Here is a 23,384-nt window from a genome sequence, read left to right on the forward strand (position 1 = left end):
CCTCCTTTCTATCTATCTTGTTTATTTTTTATTCTGACCAATCTAATGATTCTAAAAAATCGTATATATCTTCAAAGACTTGTTCTTTTTCTTTATCAATCGTAATCACATGTCCTGAATTCGCATACCATTTGATATCTTTATCATCAGATTCTACAGTTTCATATATATAATTTGCTGACTGAGGATCAATCATTTTATCTTGTTCTGCTTGGACAACAAATATTGGGTCCATCACTTCATCAACTTGATTTTTGACACCTTTCATCGTAGCACTTAATTCTTCAAGTGTTTCTGTAGGATGAAAATGTTCCATTTCATAATCAATCGTTGCTTGGTCTTTACCCTCATATTTCTTAAAATTTCTAGCGTATTCTAAAAATCCTTCATAAATCGTGCTTGATGATTTATCATCCATTGGCGCACACATTGTTATAATACCCTTAACATCTCTGTTTAAGCTTAATTTTAATGCAAAAACACCACCTAATGATAAACCAGCAACTGCTATTTCGTCATATCCTTGGTCTACTAAATATTCATATCCATCTAAAACATCTTTAAACCATACATAAGGACTCGATTTCAAAATTTCTTCTGGTGGCGCAGCATGTCCTTCATATTGTGGCGCATAAGACGTATAGCCTTTTTTCTGTAAGAAACGACCTAATTGTCTTACATCTGAAGAATTACCAGTAAAACCATGTAATAACAATACTGCACGTTTACCTTCTTCAAAAAAGAAAGGCTTAGGTAGTTTGATTTGCATTATGTTCATCCCTCTTCCAAAAATTTATAAGATTTATTTAAATATGAGTTTTAAATTACATTAAGTATTATTTTGAACTCTAAGTGTATTATTTGAACTTCATTGCTTTTTATATCATTTATTTTGCAAGTATAATTATAAATAAAAAAGCCCGACATGAACATCGTCGGACCTTATATACCAAGATAACTTATGCCAATCATAAGTAAAAAGAATATTACAGATAAAATTATTGTTAATCTATGCAAGAATAAATCGACGCCACGTTGTTTTTGTTTACCAAATAACTGTTCTGCGCCGCCACTGATAGCACCTGAAAGTCCATTACTTTTTCCTTCTTGGAGTAATACAACAGTCACTAATGCAATACAATCTATTATTAATAACACGATGAAAAATGTATGCATAAAAATTGTCCTCCATTCATTATATACGAAACGAATTATAACACATCTTCGTATTAATTATCAATCTTCTATCGATTGAATGTACTTTTGCGTTTAATTGAAACGATTAACATATAAGTAGCTAAAATAAGTGACCCAATTACTACAATTAAAATTGGAAATGCAGCAATGACATTTTTAGCTTCTAATATACCTTGTACGACCATATAGAGGTTAACAAGAGTGAAAAATGCATTAGAAATATAAACAGCAAACATAAACCACCATAAATAAGGATGGCGATTCCAATAAGCAATAACGCCTGCTAAATATGCTAATAAATACATAATACCATCAAATCTAAAACTATTTAATACTTGATTCACAGAGTGTGTTGTTGTCTTCTGACCTGCTAATGATAATAGTGATTTCACAGTCGTTGTATCTAACACGAAAAAGTTATGAATGATTAACAGGATAAAAAATATAAGTGAACTGATAGCAATTACATTACCTGTAACAACTTCTCGTCTCGTAGTTTCAGCCATTTTAGTTCTCCTTTTGAAATTGAATACTTCTATTATTATACCAGTTTCAATGTATAAGTTAAATCATGCTAATTTAAATGACATTCTAATATTAAATGTATTTTTAAATATAAAAAACCCGTTACAGCCTCAACTCTGTAACGGGTTATCATCTAGGATGCGCTTCCTAGATATTTAGCGTGAACTTTATTGCGTGAACTCAACATTTAAGTCAAACTTATTTGTCTAAATTGTAGAATGATTTGATTCCATCAAATTTAGCTGTTTCATATAATTCATCTTCAATACGTAATAATTGATTGTATTTAGCAATACGGTCAGTTCTTGATAATGAACCAGTTTTGATTTGACCAGCATTAGTTGCTACAGCAATATCAGAGATTGTAGTATCTTCTGTTTCACCTGAACGGTGAGAAACTACTGCAGTGTAACCAGCTTTTTGAGCCATTTCGATAGCATCAAATGTTTCAGTTAATGTACCGATTTGGTTAACTTTAATTAAGATTGAGTTACCGATACCTTGTTCGATACCTTTATTTAGAATTTCAGTGTTAGTTACGAATAAATCGTCACCTACTAATTGTACTTTATCGCCGATACGATCTGTAAGTTGTTTCCAACCGTCCCAGTCGTTTTCATCCATACCATCTTCAATTGTGATGATTGGATATTTGTTAATTAATTGTTCTAAGTAGTCAACTTGTTCAGCTGCACTACGCTTAGCACCATGTTCACCTTCGAATTTAGTGTAGTCATATACGCCATCTTCGTAGAATTCTGATGAAGCACAGTCAAATCCTAAGAATACTTCTTCGCCTGGTTTATATCCAGCAGCTTCAATAGCTTGAATGATAGTTTCTACAGCATCTTCTGTACCTTCAAATTTAGGAGCGAAACCACCTTCGTCACCTACTGCAGTTTCTAATCCACGTTTACTTAAAATTGATTTTAAGTTGTGGAAGATTTCAGCGCCCCAACGTAATGATTCTTTAAATGATTCAGCACCTACTGGTAAAATCATGAATTCTTGGAATGCGATTGGTGCATCTGAGTGTGAACCACCATTAACGATGTTCATCATAGGTACTGGTAATTGTTTACCATTAAATCCGCCTAAATATTTGTATAAAGGTTGACCTAATAAGTCAGCAGCTGCTCTAGCTACAGCGATTGATACACCTAAAATAGCGTTAGCACCTAATTTACCTTTATTTGAAGTACCGTCTAATTGAATCATCATTTTGTCGATAGATACTTGATCTAATACTGAAAATTCACCTTCAACGATTTCTGGTGCGATAATTTCATTTACGTTTTCAACAGCTTTAGTAACACCTTTACCTAAGTAACGTGATTTATCACCGTCACGTAATTCTACTGCTTCGTGTTCACCTGTAGAAGCACCTGATGGTACTAATGCACGGCCGAAAGCGCCACTTTCAGTTAATACTTCTACCTCAACTGTTGGGTTACCACGTGAGTCTAAGACTTCGCGAGCGTAAACATCTGTAATAATTGGCATGTTTAATTTCTCCTTTAAATATATGATTTAAAGCTATTATAGCTTTATTTATTTGATTAATAAAATAATAATACATGTCGTTAATGAAAAGTTAACAAATAAGGAGTGTTTTCCCCTTATTTGTAACAACTTTCCTAACATTAATGATTAATTAAAGATTCTCCAGTCATATCTTCTGGTTGTTGAACATTTAATAAATCTAATAATGTTGGAGCTAAATCTCCTAAACGTCCTGTTTCTCTTAATGTTACGCCTTCTTTAGTAACAATAACTGGAACTGGGTTAGTTGTATGAGTTGTCATAGGTTGATCATCATCTGTTAGGACTTGGTCAGAGTTGCCATGGTCTGCAGTGATAATCGCATGACCACCCATATCGATAATTTTATCTACAACTTCACCTAAACATTCGTCAACTGCTTCAATCGCTTTGATTGTTGGTTCTAACATACCACTGTGACCAACCATATCAGGATTAGCAAAGTTTAATAAGATTAAATCTAAATCACCTTTGTCTAATTCTTCTAATAAAGCATCTTTGACTTCATATGCACTCATTTCTGGTTTCAAGTCATAAGTTGCAACTTTAGGTGAATCAATTAGTCGTCTACGTTCACCTTCGAATTCAGCATTACGACCCCCACTCATGAAATAAGTAACATGTGGGAATTTTTCAGTTTCAGCTATACGTAATTGTTTAAGATTATTATCTTGAGCTACTTCACCGATAGTATTTTTAAGGTCTACTTTTTCAAATACAACTTCTGCATCAACGTCATCATTGTATTTTGTGAATGTAGCATAGAATAAATCATTCACACGTTCTACTTTGAAACCTTCGAATGCTTTATTAGTGAATATTTCAGATAGTTGAGCTGCTCTATCAGGACGGAAGTTATAGAAAATAACTGCATCTCCGTCATTAACACCTTCATTTTGTCCTTCAACGATAAATGGCTCAACAAATTCGTCAGTTAAGTCTTTAGCATAGTTCGCTTCTACACCTTCTTTAGCTGTAGAGAACGTTGGACCTTCAAAATTACGAATGGCATTATAAGCTTTTTGCTCACGATCCCAACGTTTGTCACGGTCCATTGCATAATAACGACCTGAAACAGAAGCGAATTGACCAACACCTAACTCTTTAAATTTAGCTTCAGCGTCTTCGATATATTTAATTGCAGATTTTTGATCAACGTCACGTCCATCTAAAAATGCATGTACATATACTTTTTCAAGACCTTGTTTTTTAGCTAATTCTAAAATAGCGAACAAGTGTTGATAATGACTGTGAACACCGCCATCAGAAAGTAAACCAAAAACATGTAATGCTGAGTTATTATCTTTAACATGTTTAACTGCATTGTTTAACACATCATTTTCAAAGAAATCTCCATCTTCGATTGATTTGTTAATACGAGTTAAACTTTGATAAACAACACGTCCAGCACCGATGTTCATATGACCTACTTCTGAGTTACCCATTTGGCCTTCAGGAAGACCTACATCTAAACCACTAGCTTCGATTTGTGTAGTTGGATATTTACTATAATAACGATCGAAATTAGGTTTATTAGCTAATTTCACAGCGTTACCGTGTTCACTTTCACGATTTGCAAAACCATCTAAAATGATTAGGGCAGTTGGTTGTTTTGCCATAATTATTTTGCACCTTCTAACAATTGTTCAAAATCTTCTACTTTTAATGAAGCGCCGCCTACTAATGCGCCATCGATGTCTGATTGAGCCATGTATTCTTTAATGTTGTTAGGTTTAACACTACCACCATATTGAATACGAGTTGCATCAGCTACATCTTGACTTGAAACGTCTGCAAGTGTTTTACGTACGTGTGCACACATTTCATTAGCATCTTCAGATGTAGATGATTTTCCTGTACCGATAGCCCAAATTGGTTCATATGCGATAACAACTTGTTTAAGTTGTTCGTCTGATAAACCTTCAACAGCTTTCTTAACTTGGTTACCTACAACTTCATTTGCTTTTCCACTTTCACGTTCTTCATCTGATTCACCAACACAAATGATTGGTGTCATACCATGATTGAAGATAGCATGTGCTTTTTTGTTAACTTCTTCGTCAGTTTCGTGGAATAAATCACGACGTTCAGAGTGTCCGATAACAACATATTTTACGCCTAAATCAGCTAATGCTACAGGAGATGTTTCACCTGTGAAAGCACCATTATCTTCAAAATATGCATTTTGAGCACCGATTTGTAAGCCTTTAGCTTTACCATCTTTCACTGCTGTAATTAATGCGTCTAATTGGATTGTTGGTGCACAAATTACTGATTCAACTTCTTTTGGATCAGGTAATGTTGATAATTCGTTAACGAAATCTTTAGCTTCTTGAACTGTTTTGTTCATTTTCCAGTTACCTGCGATAATTGGTGTTCTCATTCATTACACTCCTTAATAATTTAATGTTTATTAAAATTCTTAAAATGTCTTTCGTGTTTTATTTTCCCAAATATATTCGAGAAAAACACAGAGTTACATTTATATTATTTATCATTGATTGCTTTAATACCTGGTAATTCTTTACCTTCTAGGTATTCTAATGATGCACCGCCACCTGTAGAGATGTGAGAGAAGTCATCTTCGAATCCAAGTGAGATTGCTGCAGCTGCAGAATCACCACCACCGATAATTGTTACAGCATCTTGTAAGTTAGCGATTGATTTACATACACCAATAGTACCTTTAGCAAAATTACTAAATTCGAATACACCCATAGGTCCATTCCATACTACTGTATGCGCACCTTGTAATTCTTTGTTGAATAATTCAACTGTTTTAGGACCAATATCCATTGATTCTTGATCTTTTGGAATTTCATCAATTGATACTTCAGTAATTTCTGCATCATTTGAAAATTCTTTAGCTACTTTAGCATCAATAGGTAATACGATTTGGTCTCCATTGCTTTCTAATAATTCTTTAGCAAAGTCAATTTTATCTTCTTCTAATAGAGATAAACCAATTTCTTTACCTTGTGCTTTAAGGAAAGTATAAGCCATTCCACCACCGATAAGAATTTTATCAGCAATATTTAATAAGTTTTTGATTACACCAATTTTATCAGATACTTTAGCACCACCAAGGATTGCTACTACTGGTTTGTGTGGATCATTAACTACGCCACCGATGAATTTAATTTCTTTTTCCATTAAGAAACCTGCTGCAGTTTCTAAATGAGTAGAAATACCTACGTTAGAAGCATGTTCACGGTGAGCAGTACCGAAAGCATCATTGACAAATACGTCACCTAATGAAGCCCAATATTTACCTAATTCTGGGTCATTTTTAGATTCTTTTTTACCATCTAAATCTTCAAAACGAGTGTTTTGTACTAATAAAACATCGCCAGCTTTTAAATCTTTAATTGAAGATTCTAATTTTTCTCCACGAGTTTCAGGTACGAATACTACGTCTTTGTTTAATTTTTTAGATAAATCATCAGCAACAGGTTTTAAAGTTAATGATTCTTTGTCACTTTCTTCTTTCACTTTACCTAAGTGTGAAAATAATACTACTTTACCACCTTGTTCGATGATGTATTTGATTGTTGGTAATGCTTGAACAATACGGTTGTCGTTTGTAATTTCACCATCTTTTAAAGGTACGTTAAAGTCAGCACGAACTAATACCGTTTTGTCTTTAAGTTCTAAATCAGAAACTATTTTTTTAGCCATTTTCATTTCCTCCTTTAATTAGGAAAACATATATTAAAAAATAAGCGGAGAAGCGTTTGTGCTCCCCGCTTACTCATAAGCTTTATTATAAATTTTAACAGTTAAGAGCACTAGTTAAATTAACTATGCTTTAATTATTTAGATAACTCAGCTAATTTGTTTAAAGTACGTACTAATTGAGAAGTGTAAGACATTTCATTGTCATACCAAGCAGCTACTTTAACTAATTGACGATCGCCAACTGACATTACACGAGTTTGAGTTGCATCGAATAATGAACCGTAAGTCATACCTACAACGTCAGAAGAAACGATTTCATCTTCAGTGTAACCGAATGATTCGTCAGAAGCTTGTTTCATAGCTTTGTTAACGTCTTCTACTGATACGTCTTTTTCTAATACTACTGTTAATTCAGTTAATGAACCAGTTGCAACTGGAACACGTTGTGCACCACCGTCTAATTTTCCGTCGATTTCAGGAATAACTTTACCGATTGCTTTTGCAGCACCAGTTGAGTTAGGGATGATGTTTTCTGCTGCAGCACGAGCACGACGTTTGTCGCCTTTTCTGTGTGGAGCATCTTGTGTATTTTGGTCACCAGTGTATGCGTGGATAGTTGTCATTAAACCTTCAACTAAACCAAATTCATCATTTAATACTTTAGCTACTGGAGCTAATGAGTTTGTAGTACATGAAGCACCAGAAACTACTGTTTCAGAACCGTCTAATTCTTGGTGGTTAGTGTTGTAAACGATTGTTTTTAAATCGCCTGTAGCTGGAGCTGAGATTAATACTTTTTTAGCACCTGCGTCAACGTGAGCTTGTGCTTTATCTTTATCAGTATAGAAACCAGTACATTCTAATACCACGTCGATATCTAAGTCTTTCCAAGGTAATTTGCTTGCATCTGGTTCGTCGAATGATTTAACTTCTTTACCGTTAACGCGGAATCCACCGTCGATAACTTCTACTTCACCAGTGAAGCGTCCTTGCATAGTATCATATTTTAATAAATGAGCTAACATATCGTCATCAGTTAAGTCGTTTACTGCTACTACTTCTAAACCTTCAACGTCTTGAATTCTTCTAAATGCTAAACGACCAATTCTTCCAAAACCATTAATTGCTACTTTTACTGCCATTATAATGGCCTCCTTTAAAATGATATTTAAAAAGCTTTGAACTTTTTATTCCTAATTTAATATTACTTTCGCCGCAGCTTCGTCAGTGATTAACACTGTATTCTCAGGTGCAATTGAAAGATAAGCTTTAATTGCTTCTCCTTTAGATTGACCACCTGCTACTGCAAATATAAAGTCTTTGGACTCAAGATCTTCTAATTGTAATCCAATCGTTTTCACTTTATGGACTACATTGCCTTGAGCATCAAAATAATATCCAAATGCTTCACCTACGGCGTGGTGATGTTGAAGTTTTTCTATCACATCTGTATGTGATTGTCGTCGATACGCCATCTTCAGCGCATCACCGATACCGTGTATGGTTACATTTGCTTGTTTTATTTTATCGAGTGTGTGACTAACTGAAGGTTCTAACATTAATGTATTATATGTAGATTCGCTTACGTTATCTGGTACATACAATGTTGTGTAGTAACCACCTGCTTGTTGCGCCATGCTTGATGCGATAGTGTTTGCTTGATAAACCATGTTCTCACCAAGTCCGCCTCTAGCAGGTACAAAGAATACATTAAATGGTAATAAATGAATGGATTCACTTACATAAGCCATTGTAGAACCACCTGTTACAGAAACAATTGCATCTTCATACAATATGCTTTCTAATAACTGACCAGCTTGTCTACCCATTTCTCTCTTAACTGTTTGTTTCTCGTCAGAATCACCAGGGACAACATGTACTTCTTTTATGTTGTACTTTTCTTTAATAGCTATTGCCATTTTATGGTCATCTGAATAGTGGTTGAAGTAGTCATTCAATTGTTTAATTACTTCTTTACCCTTTTCAGTGATTTCCATACCTGTTGATTTAACATTGATTAGTTCTTGTTTTTTTAATAAATCTGTTTCAGAACGTAGAACTCTTTCCGTCAAATCCATATGTTCACTTAAGCTGCGTCGTCCAACTGGCTCATTTTGAGAAATAGTAGTTAAGATTGAAAAACGACGATACATCTTTTCGACCAAATCTGGAATAAGTTGTTGTTGAGTTTCGATCAAATCTTTCACTACTCGTTCCTCCTCAATATATTTCTAAAGGATGAGTCAATTTTGTTGAATCATAGAGGATTGACGTTTAAAGTCCCACGTGGGACAAAATCTAACCTCTTTACAATTGCAATAGTACTATTATGCGAATTAAAATGCAAGTAAATCCGCTCAAAATTTTCCAAATATTGTGTAAAGCGATTTCATTCGTTGTACCTACAGTTACGTGAATTTAATCACTTGGTTACAATAATTTATCCTTTTTTGAAAGTTTGTTATGTCATTCAGTGGATTTACTTTAATAAACAATATATTTATAATATTACCCTTTATATTGTGTACTAACCATTCGGTGATATTCTACGATATTCGACATTCATTTCTATTTCTAACACTTTAATTTATAATCTAATTAAATCAATTTCTAAACTAGGAAGAAGGCTTGTTCCATAATGAACAATAATGAAGAAAATAATGTTGAGGTCATCGATCCAACTGACCCTCGTTATAAAGATGAAGAACATTTTCATCAAAATATACAAGATGACTCTAAAAAAAGATATCAAACATATTCATATGGATGTACACACACAGGTTGTGGTTGCACAATGGGGTGTGGTACTTTAATGTTTATTTCTTTCATTATTACAATGATAATTTATTGGCTATTTTAATAAGTTCGGTAATTTTCATAATAGTATTTGTTAATAGAAAAAACCGATTAAGTCATAGAGTTGTTTACATATAGTAAATGCTCTACATACTTAATCAGCTTTTTATTTAATCGTCTGATTCACTTTTAGATGAACTGCTTTGACTTTGTGAACTTTGAGAATTACTAGATTGTTGTGTGTTACTACGTTGCGTATTATTGCTTGAATTATTACTCTGTGATGATTGTTGTGTGCTAGGTTTAGCTTGAGTACTTTGTTTCTCCTGAGTACTTGGCTTTTCTTGGGTACTTGGTTTTTCCTGAGTACTTGGCTTTTCTTCAGTACTTTGTTTCTCTTGCGTACTTGGCTTCTCTTCTGTACTTTGTTTTTCTTGTGTGCTTTGTTTTTCTTTTGTTTTATTATCTACTTTTGATTTTTGTTGTGTTTTTTGCTGTTGCGTTCTTTGTTGAGTTGAAGGTTGTTGTGTTGTTTGTTGACGTGTATTTTGTTGAGTTTGCTGAGTTTGTTGAGTCTGTTGTTGAGTATTTTGATATTCTTTAGACTTATCGTCAGAAGATTTTTCTTTTTTATCTTTATCGTCTTTGTCTTTTTTGTCTTTTTTATCTTTCTGCTCTTGCTTTGTCTCGTTATTAAGGCGCTCATTTGCTTTTTTAGAATGATCTACAAATGAAAATATAGCAAATGCTAGTCCAAATAATAGTAATAAAACAATAATAATACTTATTATTTTAGCGATTCCGCTCATACCTTTTTTGCCTCGATTTTCATAATCATTAAAATCTTGCTTTGACATATTCTCCCTCACTTTAAACATGGAATATTCTATAATATTAAATAAATCTTTATCTTAAGTTGATGAATTGATTCAATCGTTAAAAACATAAGTTAAAATGTTCATTAAGTTTAGCAAATAAATTTATACTTAAACTTATCTTACTTATGATAACATCATAATGTATAAGAAACATCAATTTTAACCATTTTAATATAAATTTAATAAGAACGGTTTGTGATAATAATGAAGAAAATACTTGATGATTCACTGGAATTTGATAAAGAAGAAAAACAAAAAATAACATTAAAAAAGATGCTCATATCAAATGATAATAATCAAAATCATGTTCCTAAACTACGTGAAAGCTTTTTTTATATCATTATCCTGTTGCTATTATTTAGCTTTATATGGATTTTTAATTAGTAATTTCAAAATGTCTTTTTATATTGCATAATATATTTTTCGTTTTTAAGTTAATTTCTGTAAAAAGATGTAATTATCATTTAGAATAGGATTGAAGGTAAAAAAAGACCCATACGCTGCTCGCATGGGCCACTACTAAAGGGAGTCAAAATTTACCTTCGCTAGTATATTATGGGGTATACTCATACTAATTAAGAGATGTTTAATTAATTTCCGAAGGTACAAATTTATTATAACTTAACACAAAAATTTTTAAATACGATTATAAAAAAGTCTTTGACATATTGTTGGCTAAAAAATGGATAAATTTTGAATAACTAGAATCACTACTAAGTAATTTATGAATTACAATTTTCAAGTTGAGGTGAAATAATGAAAAATTATTTAATAACTGGTGGAACGGGTATGGTTGGTTCGCATTTAGTAAACGAAATTAAAAAGTCAAATGCCCATATAACAATTTTAACTAGACATGATGAACAATCTAACGATACTAAAGTTTCATATGTAAATTGGGCTAAAGAAGGTTGGGAAAATAACGTTCCAGATATAGATATTGTCATTAACTTAGCAGGCGCTACACTTAATAAACGATGGACTGAAGATTATAAACAGACTTTGATGTTAAGTAGAATTCAATCTACTCAAGCACTAGTTGATTTGTTTAAAGAAAGAACACATAAACCAGAAGTATTATTTAATGCAAGTGCAATGGGTTATTACCCTCCTGACTATCATCATAGTTATACTGAATTATTTAAAACGCTACCTTTCGACTTTTTATCAGATATCGTCTATCAATGGGAAAGATTTGCTCAACAATTTGAATCCTTTGGAACTAGAGTTGTATTAGGTCGATTTGGTATGATTTTATCTAATGATGGTGGCGCACTTCAAACTATGAAATTACCCTATCAATTCTATGTAGGCGGTAAACTTGGTTCTGGATATCAATGGTATTCTTGGATTCATATCGATGATTTAACACGTGCTATTCTATTTACTATTGGTAATGAAAAAGCATATGGACCATTTAATTTAACTGCCCCTATTCCTGAACGTCAAAATCTATTTGGCTATACATTAGGTCGAGCTATGCACAAACCTCATGAAACATGGGTGCCAAGTTTTGCTATGAGATTAGTTTTAGGTGAAATGTCAACTGTAGTATTAGATACACAAAAGGTATTACCAAATAAACTACAAGCACTAGGTTTTAATTTCATGTATAATAATCTTAAAAGTGCACTTGATGATTTAGTTAGTAAATAAGATAAGAGGTACATCTATGAAGAACTCTCAAAACAATCGATTAACATATATTTTACTCATTATAGCAGGCGTTATTTGTTTAATTAACGGCGTACTTGCGTTTGACCATTCGATTATTATGATATCACTCTCTTTACTTTTTATGATTATAGGTATAGGTGTTTTATATTTTTCAATTCGTGGATTGAAAAATGAAATAAAGAAACCCAACAACAAAGCACGTTATAATAAATAAAATTGACACTCAATCAAAGTCGCACTTTGATTGAGTATTTTTTAATTAAAAAAGGTGTCAGAACAATTGAATTTGTCCTGACACCTTTTAGAATATCATTTGTTAAAAAGTTATTGTGTAATGAATTATTGTTTACCTTCTGGTTCCATTACTTCATCAACTAAACCATATTCTTTAGCTTCTTCTGCAGTTAAGAAGTTATCACGATCTGTATCTTGTTGAATTTTTTCAATAGATTGACCAGTTCTTTCAGCTAAAATACGGTTTAATTTTTCACGTGTTTTTAAGATATGGTTAGCAGCGATTTCAATTTCAGTTGCTTGACCTTGTGCGCCACCTAATGGTTGGTGAATCATTACTTCAGCGTTAGGTAAAGCAAAACGTTTACCTTTAGCACCTGCAGCTAATAGGAATGAACCCATTGAAGCAGCCATACCAATACAAATAGTTTGTACATCTGGTTTGATGTGTTGGATTGTATCATAAATCGCAAAACCAGCTGTTACACTACCACCTGGTGAATTGATATATAAGTAAATATCTTTCTCTGAGTCTTGTGCTTGTAAGAATAATAATTGTGACACGATAGAGTTTGCTACATTATCATCAATTTGTGATCCTAACATAATAATTCGGTCTTTTAATAAACGTGAATAAATATCATACGCACGTTCACCGCGGTTTGTTGTTTCAATAACTGTAGGAATTAAATTCATTTATATTTCCTCCTTGTAATAACTGTTAATCCTAATTTTAAACTAAAAGTCAAAAATGGTCAAAAATAAAGCTCTTTAGCTTAGTTTGTTCATTGACGTTAAGTTAAATACTTTTGTACACTAGAAATAACTATTTTTGATTGTACTTATTTTAATTGATTTAGTACAGAAATAAGCTTTATATCTTTACCCCTCGTAGTGTAATGGATAACACATAAGATTCCGGTTCTTAGAATAGGGGTTCGATTCCCTTCGAGGGGGCTAATAACGAAAAATTAAACACTTTTTGAAAATAAGAATCCTATAATGACGGGGTTCTTATTATTTTGTCGTCTAATAACACACTATATAAAACAGATTTTTAGGGACTTTTTAGGGACCCAAGTTCCAAATAAAAAAACCACACCCAAAAAGGGTATGGTTAAAATAAATTAAACAGAAGATCTATTGTGAGAGATGGAGTATTGAAACTCCAAAAATAATTATAACACATTGAGAATAAAAAAACATTTATAATTTAACTAGAAATAGAATATAGTAATCTAAAATTAATATATATAATTGAATATAAAAAAGAGCAGTCCCTTGGACTGCATCTTTAAACGAACAGAATTTTATGAGAACACTTTAAAGTCGAACACTACAATTACATTGGAATGTTCAAATATTAATATACACGATATTTTTACTTTTGACAATACATTATAAAAATACTGTTTTTGGTAAATAATTCGTAAAATAAAATACTCGCACCTTAAAGGCTACGAGTATTTCGCAAATTTTGCATTACTAAAATGCATGGAAAATAACACTCAGTGACATGCTTGAGTTTTACAAAGGGATTATCGTAAGGCTAAGTTCTTTGCATGTAAAAAAATAATAACATAAAAAAAGAGATAATTAAAACAATTATCTCTTTAATGCAAAGTATATGAGGTTATACATGCATATTATATAATACAACAATTAATAATATAATGCAAAAAACAACACGAAGTATATTAGTTGGTTGTTTATACAGTTATATATTCTAAAGAAAACACTATTCCAATATATCGCACAATATTTTTTATGTACACATTAAATTTGTGTATAAAAAATAAGGCGGTCTATTGACCACCTTAAATGCAAATTGAAATAATCCCTACACTCATTATAGCTTATTTTTGAATAAGTACAATAAAAAAGGTAGCCTTTCGGGCTACCCAGCATAAAGAAAAGATAATAATCGTTTAAAATGGTGATTTTATGCGTGTGGATAATTGGGGAATTATACCACAAATTAAATGTATCACTTATTTAACAGTGAAGAAACCCTAAATTGTCTTTTTTTCGATTAAATTCAAAAAAAACCACATTCATTTAGAATGTGGCAATAGAATATAGTACCGTCATAAAGACGTTATCGTTATTAGTTATATTATAGCATATTACTGATTAATTTCCTCTATTTTAATTTGATATTCGTATAGCTTTTCAGTAGTGTTTAAGGTTAAATTATCTACATCACGTTTGCCTTGTCTTAATTGTGATAGTACATATTGTGATACACCAGTAGCTTTATATATTTTATATCCTGTTATATCACTTTCAATCAATTCAATTATTTTTTTCTTGTATTCTGACAAGTTCTTCACCTTCATATCTATACCCTAATTTTTTCATATGTTGGATTCTTGCAAACTTAATTATCTCGGGCAATAATAAAATAAATATTAAAAGCATTACTTTAAAAATGATATTCATTTGAATTCATCACCTATCTGTAATATAATAACCATGAAAAGAGGTAGGGGCTTTTGCCCCTGTTGGATTAATCATTTTTCTGATTATCTTTCTTGGCTTTAAGATAATCTAGATGCCATTTTCTTAGTTGTTTTATAATTGCTGGTGTTCTTTGTACTGTAGCAAGTACGATGAGCATCAGCATTTTTATGATGTCGTCCAAATCAACCACCTCCTCTCATGGTGGTTTGTAAGTCATTAACTAACTTACAAATACAATTATACTGCACAGTTGTTTACGTTACAAGTGTTTTATTTAAATTTTTACATAAAAAAATAGGGCAGTCGCTAGGACTACCCTTGATTGAAAGGAAAAGTGCGTATTTTTATTGGAGTTCTTTGTGATTATATTAATCAAAACTCTTCGTTTATGTTACCATATCATTTCCACTTAATGGAACCCCAATACTTCTCATTTTTAATTTTTTCTTGTTTGTCTGTTATTTTACATAACGCACAATAGAAATATCCTGATGATGGATTAGTAGGATATTTGAATTTCGCCCACCAATAACCGTCTTTTTTAGTAATACTCACAAAGTCTACCCATTGATTGGATAACAACCAATCAGAACTAGGTACGACAGAACCTTTCAAGCTTGGACTACGTCTTACTTTGATTGTTGTATTAGTAGTAAATCTACCTTTCCAATTCCATGTGATCTGTTTTTCTTTCTTTTTCTCTTTCGATTTCTTGAGTAATTTAGATTCTGTTTTCTTTTTACTAAATTTAGGACGTATAAACCACATTTGCGTGTCGTATTCGTGTTTACGACGTGTGACCGTTTCCCAACCGGTTCCATTATTGATTGGTCCACTTGTCCAACCACCACCGAGCCAGTTTTGTTCAAGTACAACGATGTAATCAAGTGTTGCTTCAACGACCCAAGCAACGTGACCCCAACCATTGCCCATTTGTTCTCCCCAAACGACTAAATCGCCTGGTTTAGCTAAAAAGCTAGGTGTATTTTTGAATACTGTAGCCTCATTTTTAAACTTATCTTTATTATAAACATTAAAAGGAATGTCTTTCGCACCATTACCTTTAAGTCCATGACCAAATAATTTATCCCAACCTACATTTGCGTAATCGACACATTGAAAAGCTGCGTATAAATCATAATCATATTGTTTACCTACTGTAGATTTTAACCATTTTACGAATTCATCACGTGTAAATGATGTCGCACCTTTTTCTACTTTCACTGGTGTAGCTTTAACCTCTACATTTTGTTTGTAGTATTTAGCGACTAACTTATCAAGATTTGATGTATTTCTGCCATAACCAGACGCTTCTAATGCGTTTCCTGGATCTTGTTTATCTGCTTGAATATCTTGATGTCCTGGCATTCTAGTTTTGTAATCAATATGCCAATACTCTGCAAGATATGCTAATACTCTAGCACCATTGTCTAACGCTTTTCTACTACGTTCTCTATCACTGAAATAACATATTTCAACACCTATCGCTACATCGTTAGCGTCTTTGTTGTACCAAAGGTTGTCTGTAGGCGCATCATAAAGCACATGCCAAGCTTTCTCTGTTGTCGGTATACAAATGATACATTCTTTATCATCAACGAATATATGCGCACTAGCTACACTGTTCCAAGGTATATTATAATTATTCTCATAGTAAGTCACATTTGATTGTGCAGTTGTGTTGATATTACCTGTATCATGCGCAACGATGAACTGTGGTTTACCACCGTCCATTTTTTCACCATAACGTCGCGTGCCTTTAGTTAATAATTGGTATCTTACTTTAACACCTTTCCAATTTTCTGTAGCCATTGTTAACACTCCTATTTTAAATTATTTTCTTTTAAGTACTCTTCTTGTGCCTTTGAATGTGAGCGAATCACATAAGTGTTTTTATAGACACCGTATACCGCAATTACAAAAGGCACTATTGACGTAGCGAAATTTTGCCATGCGTCTAACTTTTCGGGCATTAAAAAAGGAACTTCTATACCACTCGCTTTTAATGCAAGGTATAAAGCACCTAACATACCACCAAATAAGCCAATATATTGTTTTAATTTATCTGAAGTCATTTGATTATCTCCTTTTGAGTAAAATAAAAAGCCGACGCGATGCGACGACTTTACTTAAATAATATTGGTGCGAGGCCAACTGCTGCAGTGAGTAAACTAAACACACCACCTACAATTGCAGTTGCTATACCTACATTGAATGATTGCTTTTTACTTATAATCTGACCAAAACTTTCTAACTGATCATCATGACCTTTAACTTTGTATTTTAAATCGTTTACTTCTGAAACAAAACCTGTCATTTTATCACTTATTTTTTCTAAATGACTTTCTTGTTTCTTTTGCGATTCATAGGTTTGTTCTTGTATTAACGTTTGCTTATCCACTTTATTATTCAAACTATTAATTGCCTCTGTTTGTTTTTTATCATTCTCATTAATTCGTTCATAAATCTTACCTGTACTACGTTCCCACTCATGGCGCAATACATATTTTTCATCGTTTTCGGACAACGCCAATCACTCCAAGCACAGCAATCATAATGTTAAGCACTGCAAGTGTGGAAAATTGCAGTGCTGTCAGCCAATTAATAGCGTGGAATATACTTGCTGATGTCATTAAAAAGTAAAACAAACCATTTCCTGCACCGCCAATCAAAATTAAATAATTGAATGTATTATTAATTTGATGTTTAGGTAAGAAAAAAGGAGCGATAATTAGCATTAAGCTAAAAACCATACCTAAAACGCCCCATATCCATATAGGCATAATATCGTGAAGCGCTATATAGAATTGTGAGTCATCTAGTACGTCTTCTTGTTCTTTTGTCCAAAAGAAACCTCTTTCGAACATGAGTAGTCCAACACCCATATAAAGAATAACTTTATGGATATAATCAAAGTATGTTTTTTTCATAAATTCACTCCTATTCTGTGTCAGTATAAGTAATGTCAACAATTTGTTTAGCTACTTTAATAGTTAACAATTCTTTTGCGATACCAAATTCATAATTTAATTCATTCAAACTGTTAAGACGTTGAGCGAGCTTTTCCGCTTTCTCTTGTTCGTCAATCTTATATGCTGCAGATGTGTTAGTGCTTGGGAAGAATTGTCCACGATAATCAATACTAAGTGCATTCTCTACACCTTCACTGTCTACTTGTACCAAAATATAATTTTCTTTTTTGTTTACTACTTCATTTGCCATAACTGATTCCTCCTAAATTTGTGTATAAAAATAGTGCTAAGGATTACTCTTCCTCAGCACTTTTATTTGTTTGATTTTGTTCTTGTATGATTGCTTTAAGCATTGCATTCTCTTTTGTTAGGTTTGCTACTTCCTGCGTAAGATAATTAATTGTAAGTTGTGGATTAGCTTGTAATCCTTGATTTTTATTTTCCATTGATTTGTTCCTCCAAGTTTTGTAATTTTTCATTTAACTGTTGTATAGCTTTTATTGAATAAGATAGCATTTCATTAGTGTTAATACCATTTCCTATAATAAATTCTTCAGGTGTATTATAGCCATCACCTATAACTGGTCCATGATGAGTTGTTTTATCTAAGTCTTCTTTATATTTATAGCTATATAAATCGAGGTTATTCACAATAATACTCAATGCATCGAAATGCCAATATTCTATGTCTTCTTTATATTCAACTCTTGACGCTTTTATAAAATCACTTGCTTCAATAGGTCTGTACCCAATATTACCTCCGTTATATAACAAATTATTTGTTACTCTTAATTTATCAGTCGAAACACCAATATAGAGATTACCACTTAAAGTTCTGATTGACCCCGCACGTATCTCGTTTGCGGCAAGTCCCTGATAGTTTGGGTTACCATTGTTATAACCTGAACGATCAGTTATACGTAGTTCTCCGCCATTATTTACTAGACCATATAAATTTGTGTTTTTAGCCCACCAATCACCTAAGAAATTACGTGCATAAAAATCACCAGTACCGATGTTACCGTCTTTATCAGTAGCATATACATAGTTAGATTTTGGTGACTTATCAAAACGTATACCCGAACCGAAGTCATAAGGACTGTTATTCCTATCTGTAATCAAACCATAAGATAGAACACCATCAGTATCTGCACCAGTATCATTGTTTTTAACCCAAAATCTAAATTCATTTGTACCAATACGATTATCTTTCATAGGTCTGATATAAACTGAACTTGTTTGACTTTCTATGTTAACGGTTAAATTGGAATCTAAAATAACACGACTTTTATCACTTGCTAATGCAACTGCACCGTATGTTGAATGTAATGTCACACCACGAGACGTTTCATTGTATCGTTGCGAATGGAACTCTAAAGTACCAGCTGTTTCATCTCCTGCACCTGCAAGCATAGTAGAAAGGCCTTTTTCCGTTAAATACAAGTTATAGCCTGTAGTGGTATTAGATACTTGTATAGTTCCTTTATTCATACCTAATTTCAGTTTTGCAGTATCTGTGATGTTTGCCCACGTACGAGTGAATGAACCATAAGATAATATAGAAGTATTACGAATATCTATATATTCAGAGTTGTTTCCACCTCGAATACCTAAATTATTTACATTGATATCTAATCCTTCTTTAGATAGGTTTAATCGGTTTACAACTTCATCTTTACCAACTTTATTATTTAAAGTTTGAGTAACCAAATTAAAGTCTTTATTAACTGTGATGTCGACTTTATCGCCTTTCAGATTAATACCGTTTGGACCAATAGAACTTGACTGGATATTACCGTTATCATCATAAGAAAGTGAGATACCTGTGGTTGTATTATTAATAATTTGTGAAACAACACTATTTAAAGTTTTACTACTTTCATCAAATACATCTTTAGAAACACGTTGAGATATTTGTTCACTTTCAGTTAAGGTTTCAGCTTTAGTAGTCGATAGTCTTTTAGTCGTCTCGTTGTCATACTCTTCTTTTGTGACTCTATCTAAAATTTGATCACTTAATTGTTGTCTTTCTGTTTCTGACGTATCTAAACGTTCTACAATACCTTCTTGGTCTGTTTCATACTCAACACTTCTAACATAAGACTTTAACTGTTCTTCTGTATCTTCACGTGAAGCTTGAACGGCTTTTTCTATAACATCTGGTGTGCCGACCATATTGTTATTTTCATCAATAGTTAACCCAAATTTAGCAGCCACTTTATTCAATGCGTCATTAAACTTCTCATCAGTATATTGGGATTGAAGTAACTGCAATCGTTTATCTGCCGAAACTTGAGCGTCACGCATAGCTTTATATAAATCTTGTAATTTTTGTCTATAGGAACTAAATTGACTTTGAACATCTATTAAAGCACCAATAGTAGCAGTATCTGGAGTCATAGCGTTTAAATCACTTTGAATACTTAGATAGATTTCATCAATATTATTAATTTCAGTTTGAAGTTTGTTTTTAAGATCTGTATCAACCAAGTATTCACTGTTTAATACTTCGTTTGTATCATTCAATATCTTACTATGTTGAATTGAAAGGTTGGCAAATGTGTTTTGTAATTCACTTAGTAGAGCTTTCTCTCTCGTAATACCTCCGATTTTCTCAACGTCATCAACAGTTTCATTTAACCATTCTCCATTCCAGTATCTTCTTAATACTGCAACATTAGGATTGCTCGTATCATACCAAAGCATATCGTTAACCGGATTTTCTGGTGGCGTATCTTGTTTAATTATCTTACGTTCAAAGTATTCTAATTGGCCTGCAACTACATCATTAACAATTGTATTCATATTCGTTACGTTATCATTCAATTTCTTACTTATATCGGCAAGTTTTTTATTGAATATATCTCGTAAACTACTTTCTTCATATTCAACCACATTCCCGAATTTATAACTACTTTCATCTTGAAGTAAATCATAATCAACACCAATGACTTCTGCTTCAATATAAAGTGGTGGTCTGAAATCTCTATCTTTAATACGCACAGTGTCGTGTAGCGAAACGACCATTTCAGGATAATGTTTATGAATGTCTGTGGAAGTAATTTCATAACTGATTGCCGATTTATTACGTTTATTTAATTCTGTTTTAGCGAGTGTGGTTAAACGCTCATCAGTCATATTACTATCGTCTGATTCAGGCTCATATACACTCCATAAATAACGCCCAGGCAATCCAAACTGTGCCTGAGCGTCATCATCTATAACTATTTTTTCTAATCGTTGTCCAGTGTCGTTTTCAGGACCAATCGCATATAATGCAGTCCGTACTTCTGACATATCAACGGTACGTGTCATTCCTGTTAAGTCTTTACCTTTAGTGATTTCTTTGCCTTTAAATAAGTTCTTTGGTTGCTTAAGTGATACATATCTATGCTCAACTGTATGTGAACCGAGTTCAATATAATAATCTGCTACCATATTATACGTTGTGCATAACATGTTGATAACTTCATACGGTGTTGAATAAGATGTCCATGATGTTGTTCTCATACCACCATGTTCAGTGTCATCTGACATTTCCCAACCAGTATTACGCAGCGTCTCATTCAAGGCTTGAGACGTGCTATACGAACTATATTTTCCGGGTTTAATTGGACGTGATTTGTCGATATCTTCTAAATATGATGCATTACTTTCTACATCAGTCGTTCCGTCAAAGTTATCTACCACATGAGAAATGATGAACTCACGATAAACACCATTATTATTTTGTACAATAATACGATTACGTTCACGCAAATGTTCAGCACGATCATTTAACATTGTGAAATCGAATGTTTCTGATTTTTCTTCGGCGTTGGTACTCATCACTGCATTTAATAATGCGCCGTCATCACGACTAATATAATCAATGATTTTGTCATTGAAATCTAAAATATGAATGCCTGTATGTTTCATTTTGTCACCTCCTTATAAATATCTATCTTGCCAATAAACGGTAGTATCAAAAGTTTTTTCTGGATAGATGATACATTCGTTATAACCACTATTGATATTAAAAAAATCACTACCAAACGTTTTTAAATCAAGTGATGGCTCTTCATTAATCGTCACAGTTTTATCTTGTGTATTAATGTTAATCACATCACCTTTTTTAATTATCATGTCACGTGCTTTAGGCGGTTTAGGTAACTTCTCATGAGTGTAACTACCTAAAATATATGTTGGCATATGATAATTCGTACCGTTTTTTGCAGTATAAACACTTACGGCCGCGATAGGACGTTGATAAAATTTACCACTGTCTTCCCATTGTTTCTCATTTACATCAACTGGAATAACACGTTTAGGGTATTCGAGCTCTTTATATTTCCATGTTTTGATTTTAAAGGTTGTACCTGCACGTTCTAATCGCATGTATATGACAATGTCATCCCATTTATAAAACATAGGTGAGTTCGTATATTCGTAAATCTTTTTCTGTTGACCTAACTGATCAAATAATGTAATTACAATACCACCAATCGCTTGGCTTGCTCTAGCATTTCGGTAGCCGATACTTGCAATTAAGCGATTATCTGTATCGTATAAGTATTGAGCAAAATGTGTAGAACCTTTATTCTTTTGATTCGCATGAATTTTACAAGTAGAAACAAAATCTTGTGCAGACTTACCAAAGCTATGCTTATACTCTGCGCCATTCCAACCTGATGTAGCCGTAATTGTTTCTTGTTTCAACATAAACGAATCATTCGAACTGCTTAACATCATTCCACCACCAGTTGTCCCACCAGTATAACCATCTATATTAGTGCTTGCTGTTTGCTTAGTCCAACCTGTAAAATTACGCATTTCATTATCCCAAAGTGTCGGTGTATAGTCCTCTACTGGTTTATCTAAATCATCATCGCCAATCATGAAATAATCTTCATCGTTTTTAGTGATCATATAATAACTTGCGTTTTGTAATGCAGTAGCTTGTACAATAACTGGACTATCTGCTGTCCCTGTGCTTACCACACTAACTTGGTCAGAAATTGCCGTGTTCTTTGTACCTTCAACTGCATATTTGTAAGGGTCTGCTAATACAACGTTAACCTTGAATGACCAAAAACCAATACGGTCTTTGTCTAATTCGATGGGTCCTTCTATATATGCATTCCAATACCAATCTTGAGATGTGAACTGTAACTTAACTGGTTCATCATAATTGAAAAATCGTACGACTTCATTTAATACATCGTCTAACTTTTTCATACCGCCATGTGATAAATAATCATTACGTATGATAAGAGGTAATTCAAAACGATATTCTTTTAAATTTCTACTTTTTACAATGCTTCCTGGTCTCCCAGCTATTTCTTCACTTTCAATAGCAAAATTAAAAGAGGGTATTTCAAACCCTCTTTCGACAATCAACCATGGAAGTGTTTTATCATTTACTTTTATTGTATCAAGCATT

At 32.8% G+C, this 23,384-nt stretch carries 24 protein-coding genes and 1 tRNA gene; 4 read left to right on the forward strand and 21 right to left on the reverse strand.

The window, feature by feature from the left end; genetic code table 11:
- Window positions 1-28: 28 nt before the first annotated feature.
- From LFT63_RS04705 to LFT63_RS04745, 9 genes are all read right to left on the reverse strand, one after another.
- Window positions 29-769, reverse strand: a complete 741-nt coding sequence (locus LFT63_RS04705; RefSeq protein WP_017636862.1) for an alpha/beta hydrolase — start codon at window positions 767-769, stop codon at window positions 29-31.
- 173 nt (window positions 770-942) lie between these two features.
- Complete coding sequence (gene secG / locus LFT63_RS04710) at window positions 943-1,176, reverse strand: preprotein translocase subunit SecG (RefSeq protein ID WP_017636863.1); 234 nt, start codon at window positions 1,174-1,176, stop codon at window positions 943-945.
- A 68-nt stretch (window positions 1,177-1,244) separates the two neighbouring features.
- Complete coding sequence (locus tag LFT63_RS04715; protein ID WP_029056544.1) at window positions 1,245-1,703, reverse strand: hypothetical protein; 459 nt, start codon at window positions 1,701-1,703, stop codon at window positions 1,245-1,247.
- A 217-nt stretch (window positions 1,704-1,920) separates the two neighbouring features.
- Entirely contained in the window at window positions 1,921-3,225 is a 1,305-nt protein-coding gene (gene eno, locus LFT63_RS04720) for a surface-displayed alpha-enolase (protein WP_017636865.1), read from the reverse strand.
- Window positions 3,226-3,365: 140 nt separating this feature from the next.
- On the reverse strand, window positions 3,366-4,883 hold the full coding sequence (gene gpmI / locus LFT63_RS04725; protein ID WP_029056543.1) for a 2,3-bisphosphoglycerate-independent phosphoglycerate mutase: 1,518 nt from the start codon (window positions 4,881-4,883) through the stop codon (window positions 3,366-3,368).
- 2 nt (window positions 4,884-4,885) lie between these two features.
- Window positions 4,886-5,647 (reverse strand): triose-phosphate isomerase, encoded by a 762-nt coding sequence (gene tpiA / locus LFT63_RS04730; RefSeq protein ID WP_017636867.1) that lies wholly within the window; start codon window positions 5,645-5,647, stop codon window positions 4,886-4,888.
- Window positions 5,648-5,751: 104 nt separating this feature from the next.
- Window positions 5,752-6,942: a phosphoglycerate kinase gene (locus LFT63_RS04735; protein ID WP_029056542.1), complete on the reverse strand. Its 1,191-nt coding sequence runs from the start codon at window positions 6,940-6,942 to the stop codon at window positions 5,752-5,754.
- A gap of 134 nt (window positions 6,943-7,076) precedes the next feature.
- A complete protein-coding gene (gene gap / locus LFT63_RS04740) occupies window positions 7,077-8,084 on the reverse strand; it encodes a type I glyceraldehyde-3-phosphate dehydrogenase (protein ID WP_017636869.1) in 1,008 nt (335 codons plus the stop codon).
- Window positions 8,085-8,135: 51 nt separating this feature from the next.
- A complete protein-coding gene (locus LFT63_RS04745; RefSeq protein WP_029056541.1) occupies window positions 8,136-9,149 on the reverse strand; it encodes a sugar-binding transcriptional regulator in 1,014 nt (337 codons plus the stop codon).
- A 431-nt stretch (window positions 9,150-9,580) separates the two neighbouring features.
- On the opposite strand from LFT63_RS04745, the gene LFT63_RS04750 reads away from it, so the two are divergent.
- On the forward strand, window positions 9,581-9,802 hold the full coding sequence (locus tag LFT63_RS04750) for a hypothetical protein (RefSeq protein ID WP_017636871.1): 222 nt from the start codon (window positions 9,581-9,583) through the stop codon (window positions 9,800-9,802).
- Between the two features lie 106 nt (window positions 9,803-9,908).
- Here the strand turns inward: LFT63_RS04750 and LFT63_RS04755 are convergent, their stop codons facing one another.
- Complete coding sequence (locus LFT63_RS04755) at window positions 9,909-10,595, reverse strand: DUF4887 domain-containing protein (protein WP_029056540.1); 687 nt, start codon at window positions 10,593-10,595, stop codon at window positions 9,909-9,911.
- Window positions 10,596-11,372: 777 nt separating this feature from the next.
- Between LFT63_RS04755 and LFT63_RS04760 the strand changes: the two genes are divergently transcribed.
- Window positions 11,373-12,272, forward strand: coding sequence for a TIGR01777 family oxidoreductase (locus tag LFT63_RS04760; RefSeq protein WP_029056538.1), 900 nt, complete (start codon window positions 11,373-11,375; stop codon window positions 12,270-12,272).
- Window positions 12,273-12,288: 16 nt separating this feature from the next.
- Window positions 12,289-12,507, forward strand: coding sequence for a hypothetical protein (locus LFT63_RS04765; RefSeq protein WP_029056537.1), 219 nt, complete (start codon window positions 12,289-12,291; stop codon window positions 12,505-12,507).
- Between the two features lie 125 nt (window positions 12,508-12,632).
- Here LFT63_RS04765 and clpP read toward each other — a convergent pair whose 3' ends face one another.
- Window positions 12,633-13,223 carry an ATP-dependent Clp endopeptidase proteolytic subunit ClpP gene (clpP, locus tag LFT63_RS04770; RefSeq protein ID WP_017636876.1) on the reverse strand — a complete coding sequence of 197 codons (591 nt, stop codon included), beginning with the start codon at window positions 13,221-13,223 and terminating at the stop codon, window positions 12,633-12,635.
- Window positions 13,224-13,412: 189 nt separating this feature from the next.
- On the opposite strand from clpP, the gene LFT63_RS04775 reads away from it, so the two are divergent.
- Window positions 13,413-13,484, forward strand: a tRNA-Arg gene (locus LFT63_RS04775).
- Between the two features lie 1,169 nt (window positions 13,485-14,653).
- Here the strand turns inward: LFT63_RS04775 and LFT63_RS04780 are convergent.
- The 10 genes from LFT63_RS04780 to LFT63_RS04825 form a co-directional block, all read right to left on the reverse strand.
- Window positions 14,654-14,851 carry a hypothetical protein gene (locus tag LFT63_RS04780; protein ID WP_154836070.1) on the reverse strand — a complete coding sequence of 66 codons (198 nt, stop codon included), beginning with the start codon at window positions 14,849-14,851 and terminating at the stop codon, window positions 14,654-14,656.
- A 185-nt stretch (window positions 14,852-15,036) separates the two neighbouring features.
- Window positions 15,037-15,171, reverse strand: a complete 135-nt coding sequence (locus LFT63_RS04785) for a hypothetical protein (protein WP_259677265.1) — start codon at window positions 15,169-15,171, stop codon at window positions 15,037-15,039.
- A gap of 218 nt (window positions 15,172-15,389) precedes the next feature.
- Window positions 15,390-16,802 carry an N-acetylmuramoyl-L-alanine amidase gene (locus LFT63_RS04790; protein WP_340768133.1) on the reverse strand — a complete coding sequence of 471 codons (1,413 nt, stop codon included), beginning with the start codon at window positions 16,800-16,802 and terminating at the stop codon, window positions 15,390-15,392.
- 11 nt (window positions 16,803-16,813) lie between these two features.
- On the reverse strand, window positions 16,814-17,065 hold the full coding sequence (locus tag LFT63_RS04795) for a phage holin (protein ID WP_154836074.1): 252 nt from the start codon (window positions 17,063-17,065) through the stop codon (window positions 16,814-16,816).
- Window positions 17,066-17,115: 50 nt separating this feature from the next.
- Complete coding sequence (locus LFT63_RS04800) at window positions 17,116-17,517, reverse strand: hypothetical protein (RefSeq protein ID WP_029056534.1); 402 nt, start codon at window positions 17,515-17,517, stop codon at window positions 17,116-17,118.
- Window positions 17,501-17,920 carry a hypothetical protein gene (locus tag LFT63_RS04805; protein ID WP_340768137.1) on the reverse strand — a complete coding sequence of 140 codons (420 nt, stop codon included), beginning with the start codon at window positions 17,918-17,920 and terminating at the stop codon, window positions 17,501-17,503. Before LFT63_RS04805 ends, LFT63_RS04800 begins: the two co-directional genes overlap by 17 nt.
- Before the next feature lie 10 nt (window positions 17,921-17,930).
- On the reverse strand, window positions 17,931-18,212 hold the full coding sequence (locus tag LFT63_RS04810) for a hypothetical protein (protein ID WP_154836078.1): 282 nt from the start codon (window positions 18,210-18,212) through the stop codon (window positions 17,931-17,933).
- A gap of 43 nt (window positions 18,213-18,255) precedes the next feature.
- A complete protein-coding gene (locus LFT63_RS04815) occupies window positions 18,256-18,408 on the reverse strand; it encodes a hypothetical protein (RefSeq protein ID WP_186802304.1) in 153 nt (50 codons plus the stop codon).
- The gene (locus LFT63_RS04820; protein ID WP_340768140.1) at window positions 18,398-21,880 is read right to left on the reverse strand and encodes a phage tail spike protein; all 3,483 of its coding nucleotides are present in this window, start codon (window positions 21,878-21,880) and stop codon (window positions 18,398-18,400) included. The genes LFT63_RS04815 and LFT63_RS04820 overlap by 11 nt, the downstream gene beginning before the upstream one ends.
- Window positions 21,881-21,892: 12 nt before the next feature.
- Window positions 21,893-23,383 (reverse strand): phage distal tail protein, encoded by a 1,491-nt coding sequence (locus tag LFT63_RS04825; protein ID WP_154836123.1) that lies wholly within the window; start codon window positions 23,381-23,383, stop codon window positions 21,893-21,895.
- Window position 23,384: the final 1 nt, after the last annotated feature.

Origin of the sequence: Staphylococcus sp. FSL H8-0121 (assembly GCF_038008425.1) — a bacterium.
Taxonomy (GTDB): Bacteria; Bacillota; Bacilli; order Staphylococcales; family Staphylococcaceae; genus Staphylococcus; species Staphylococcus pasteuri.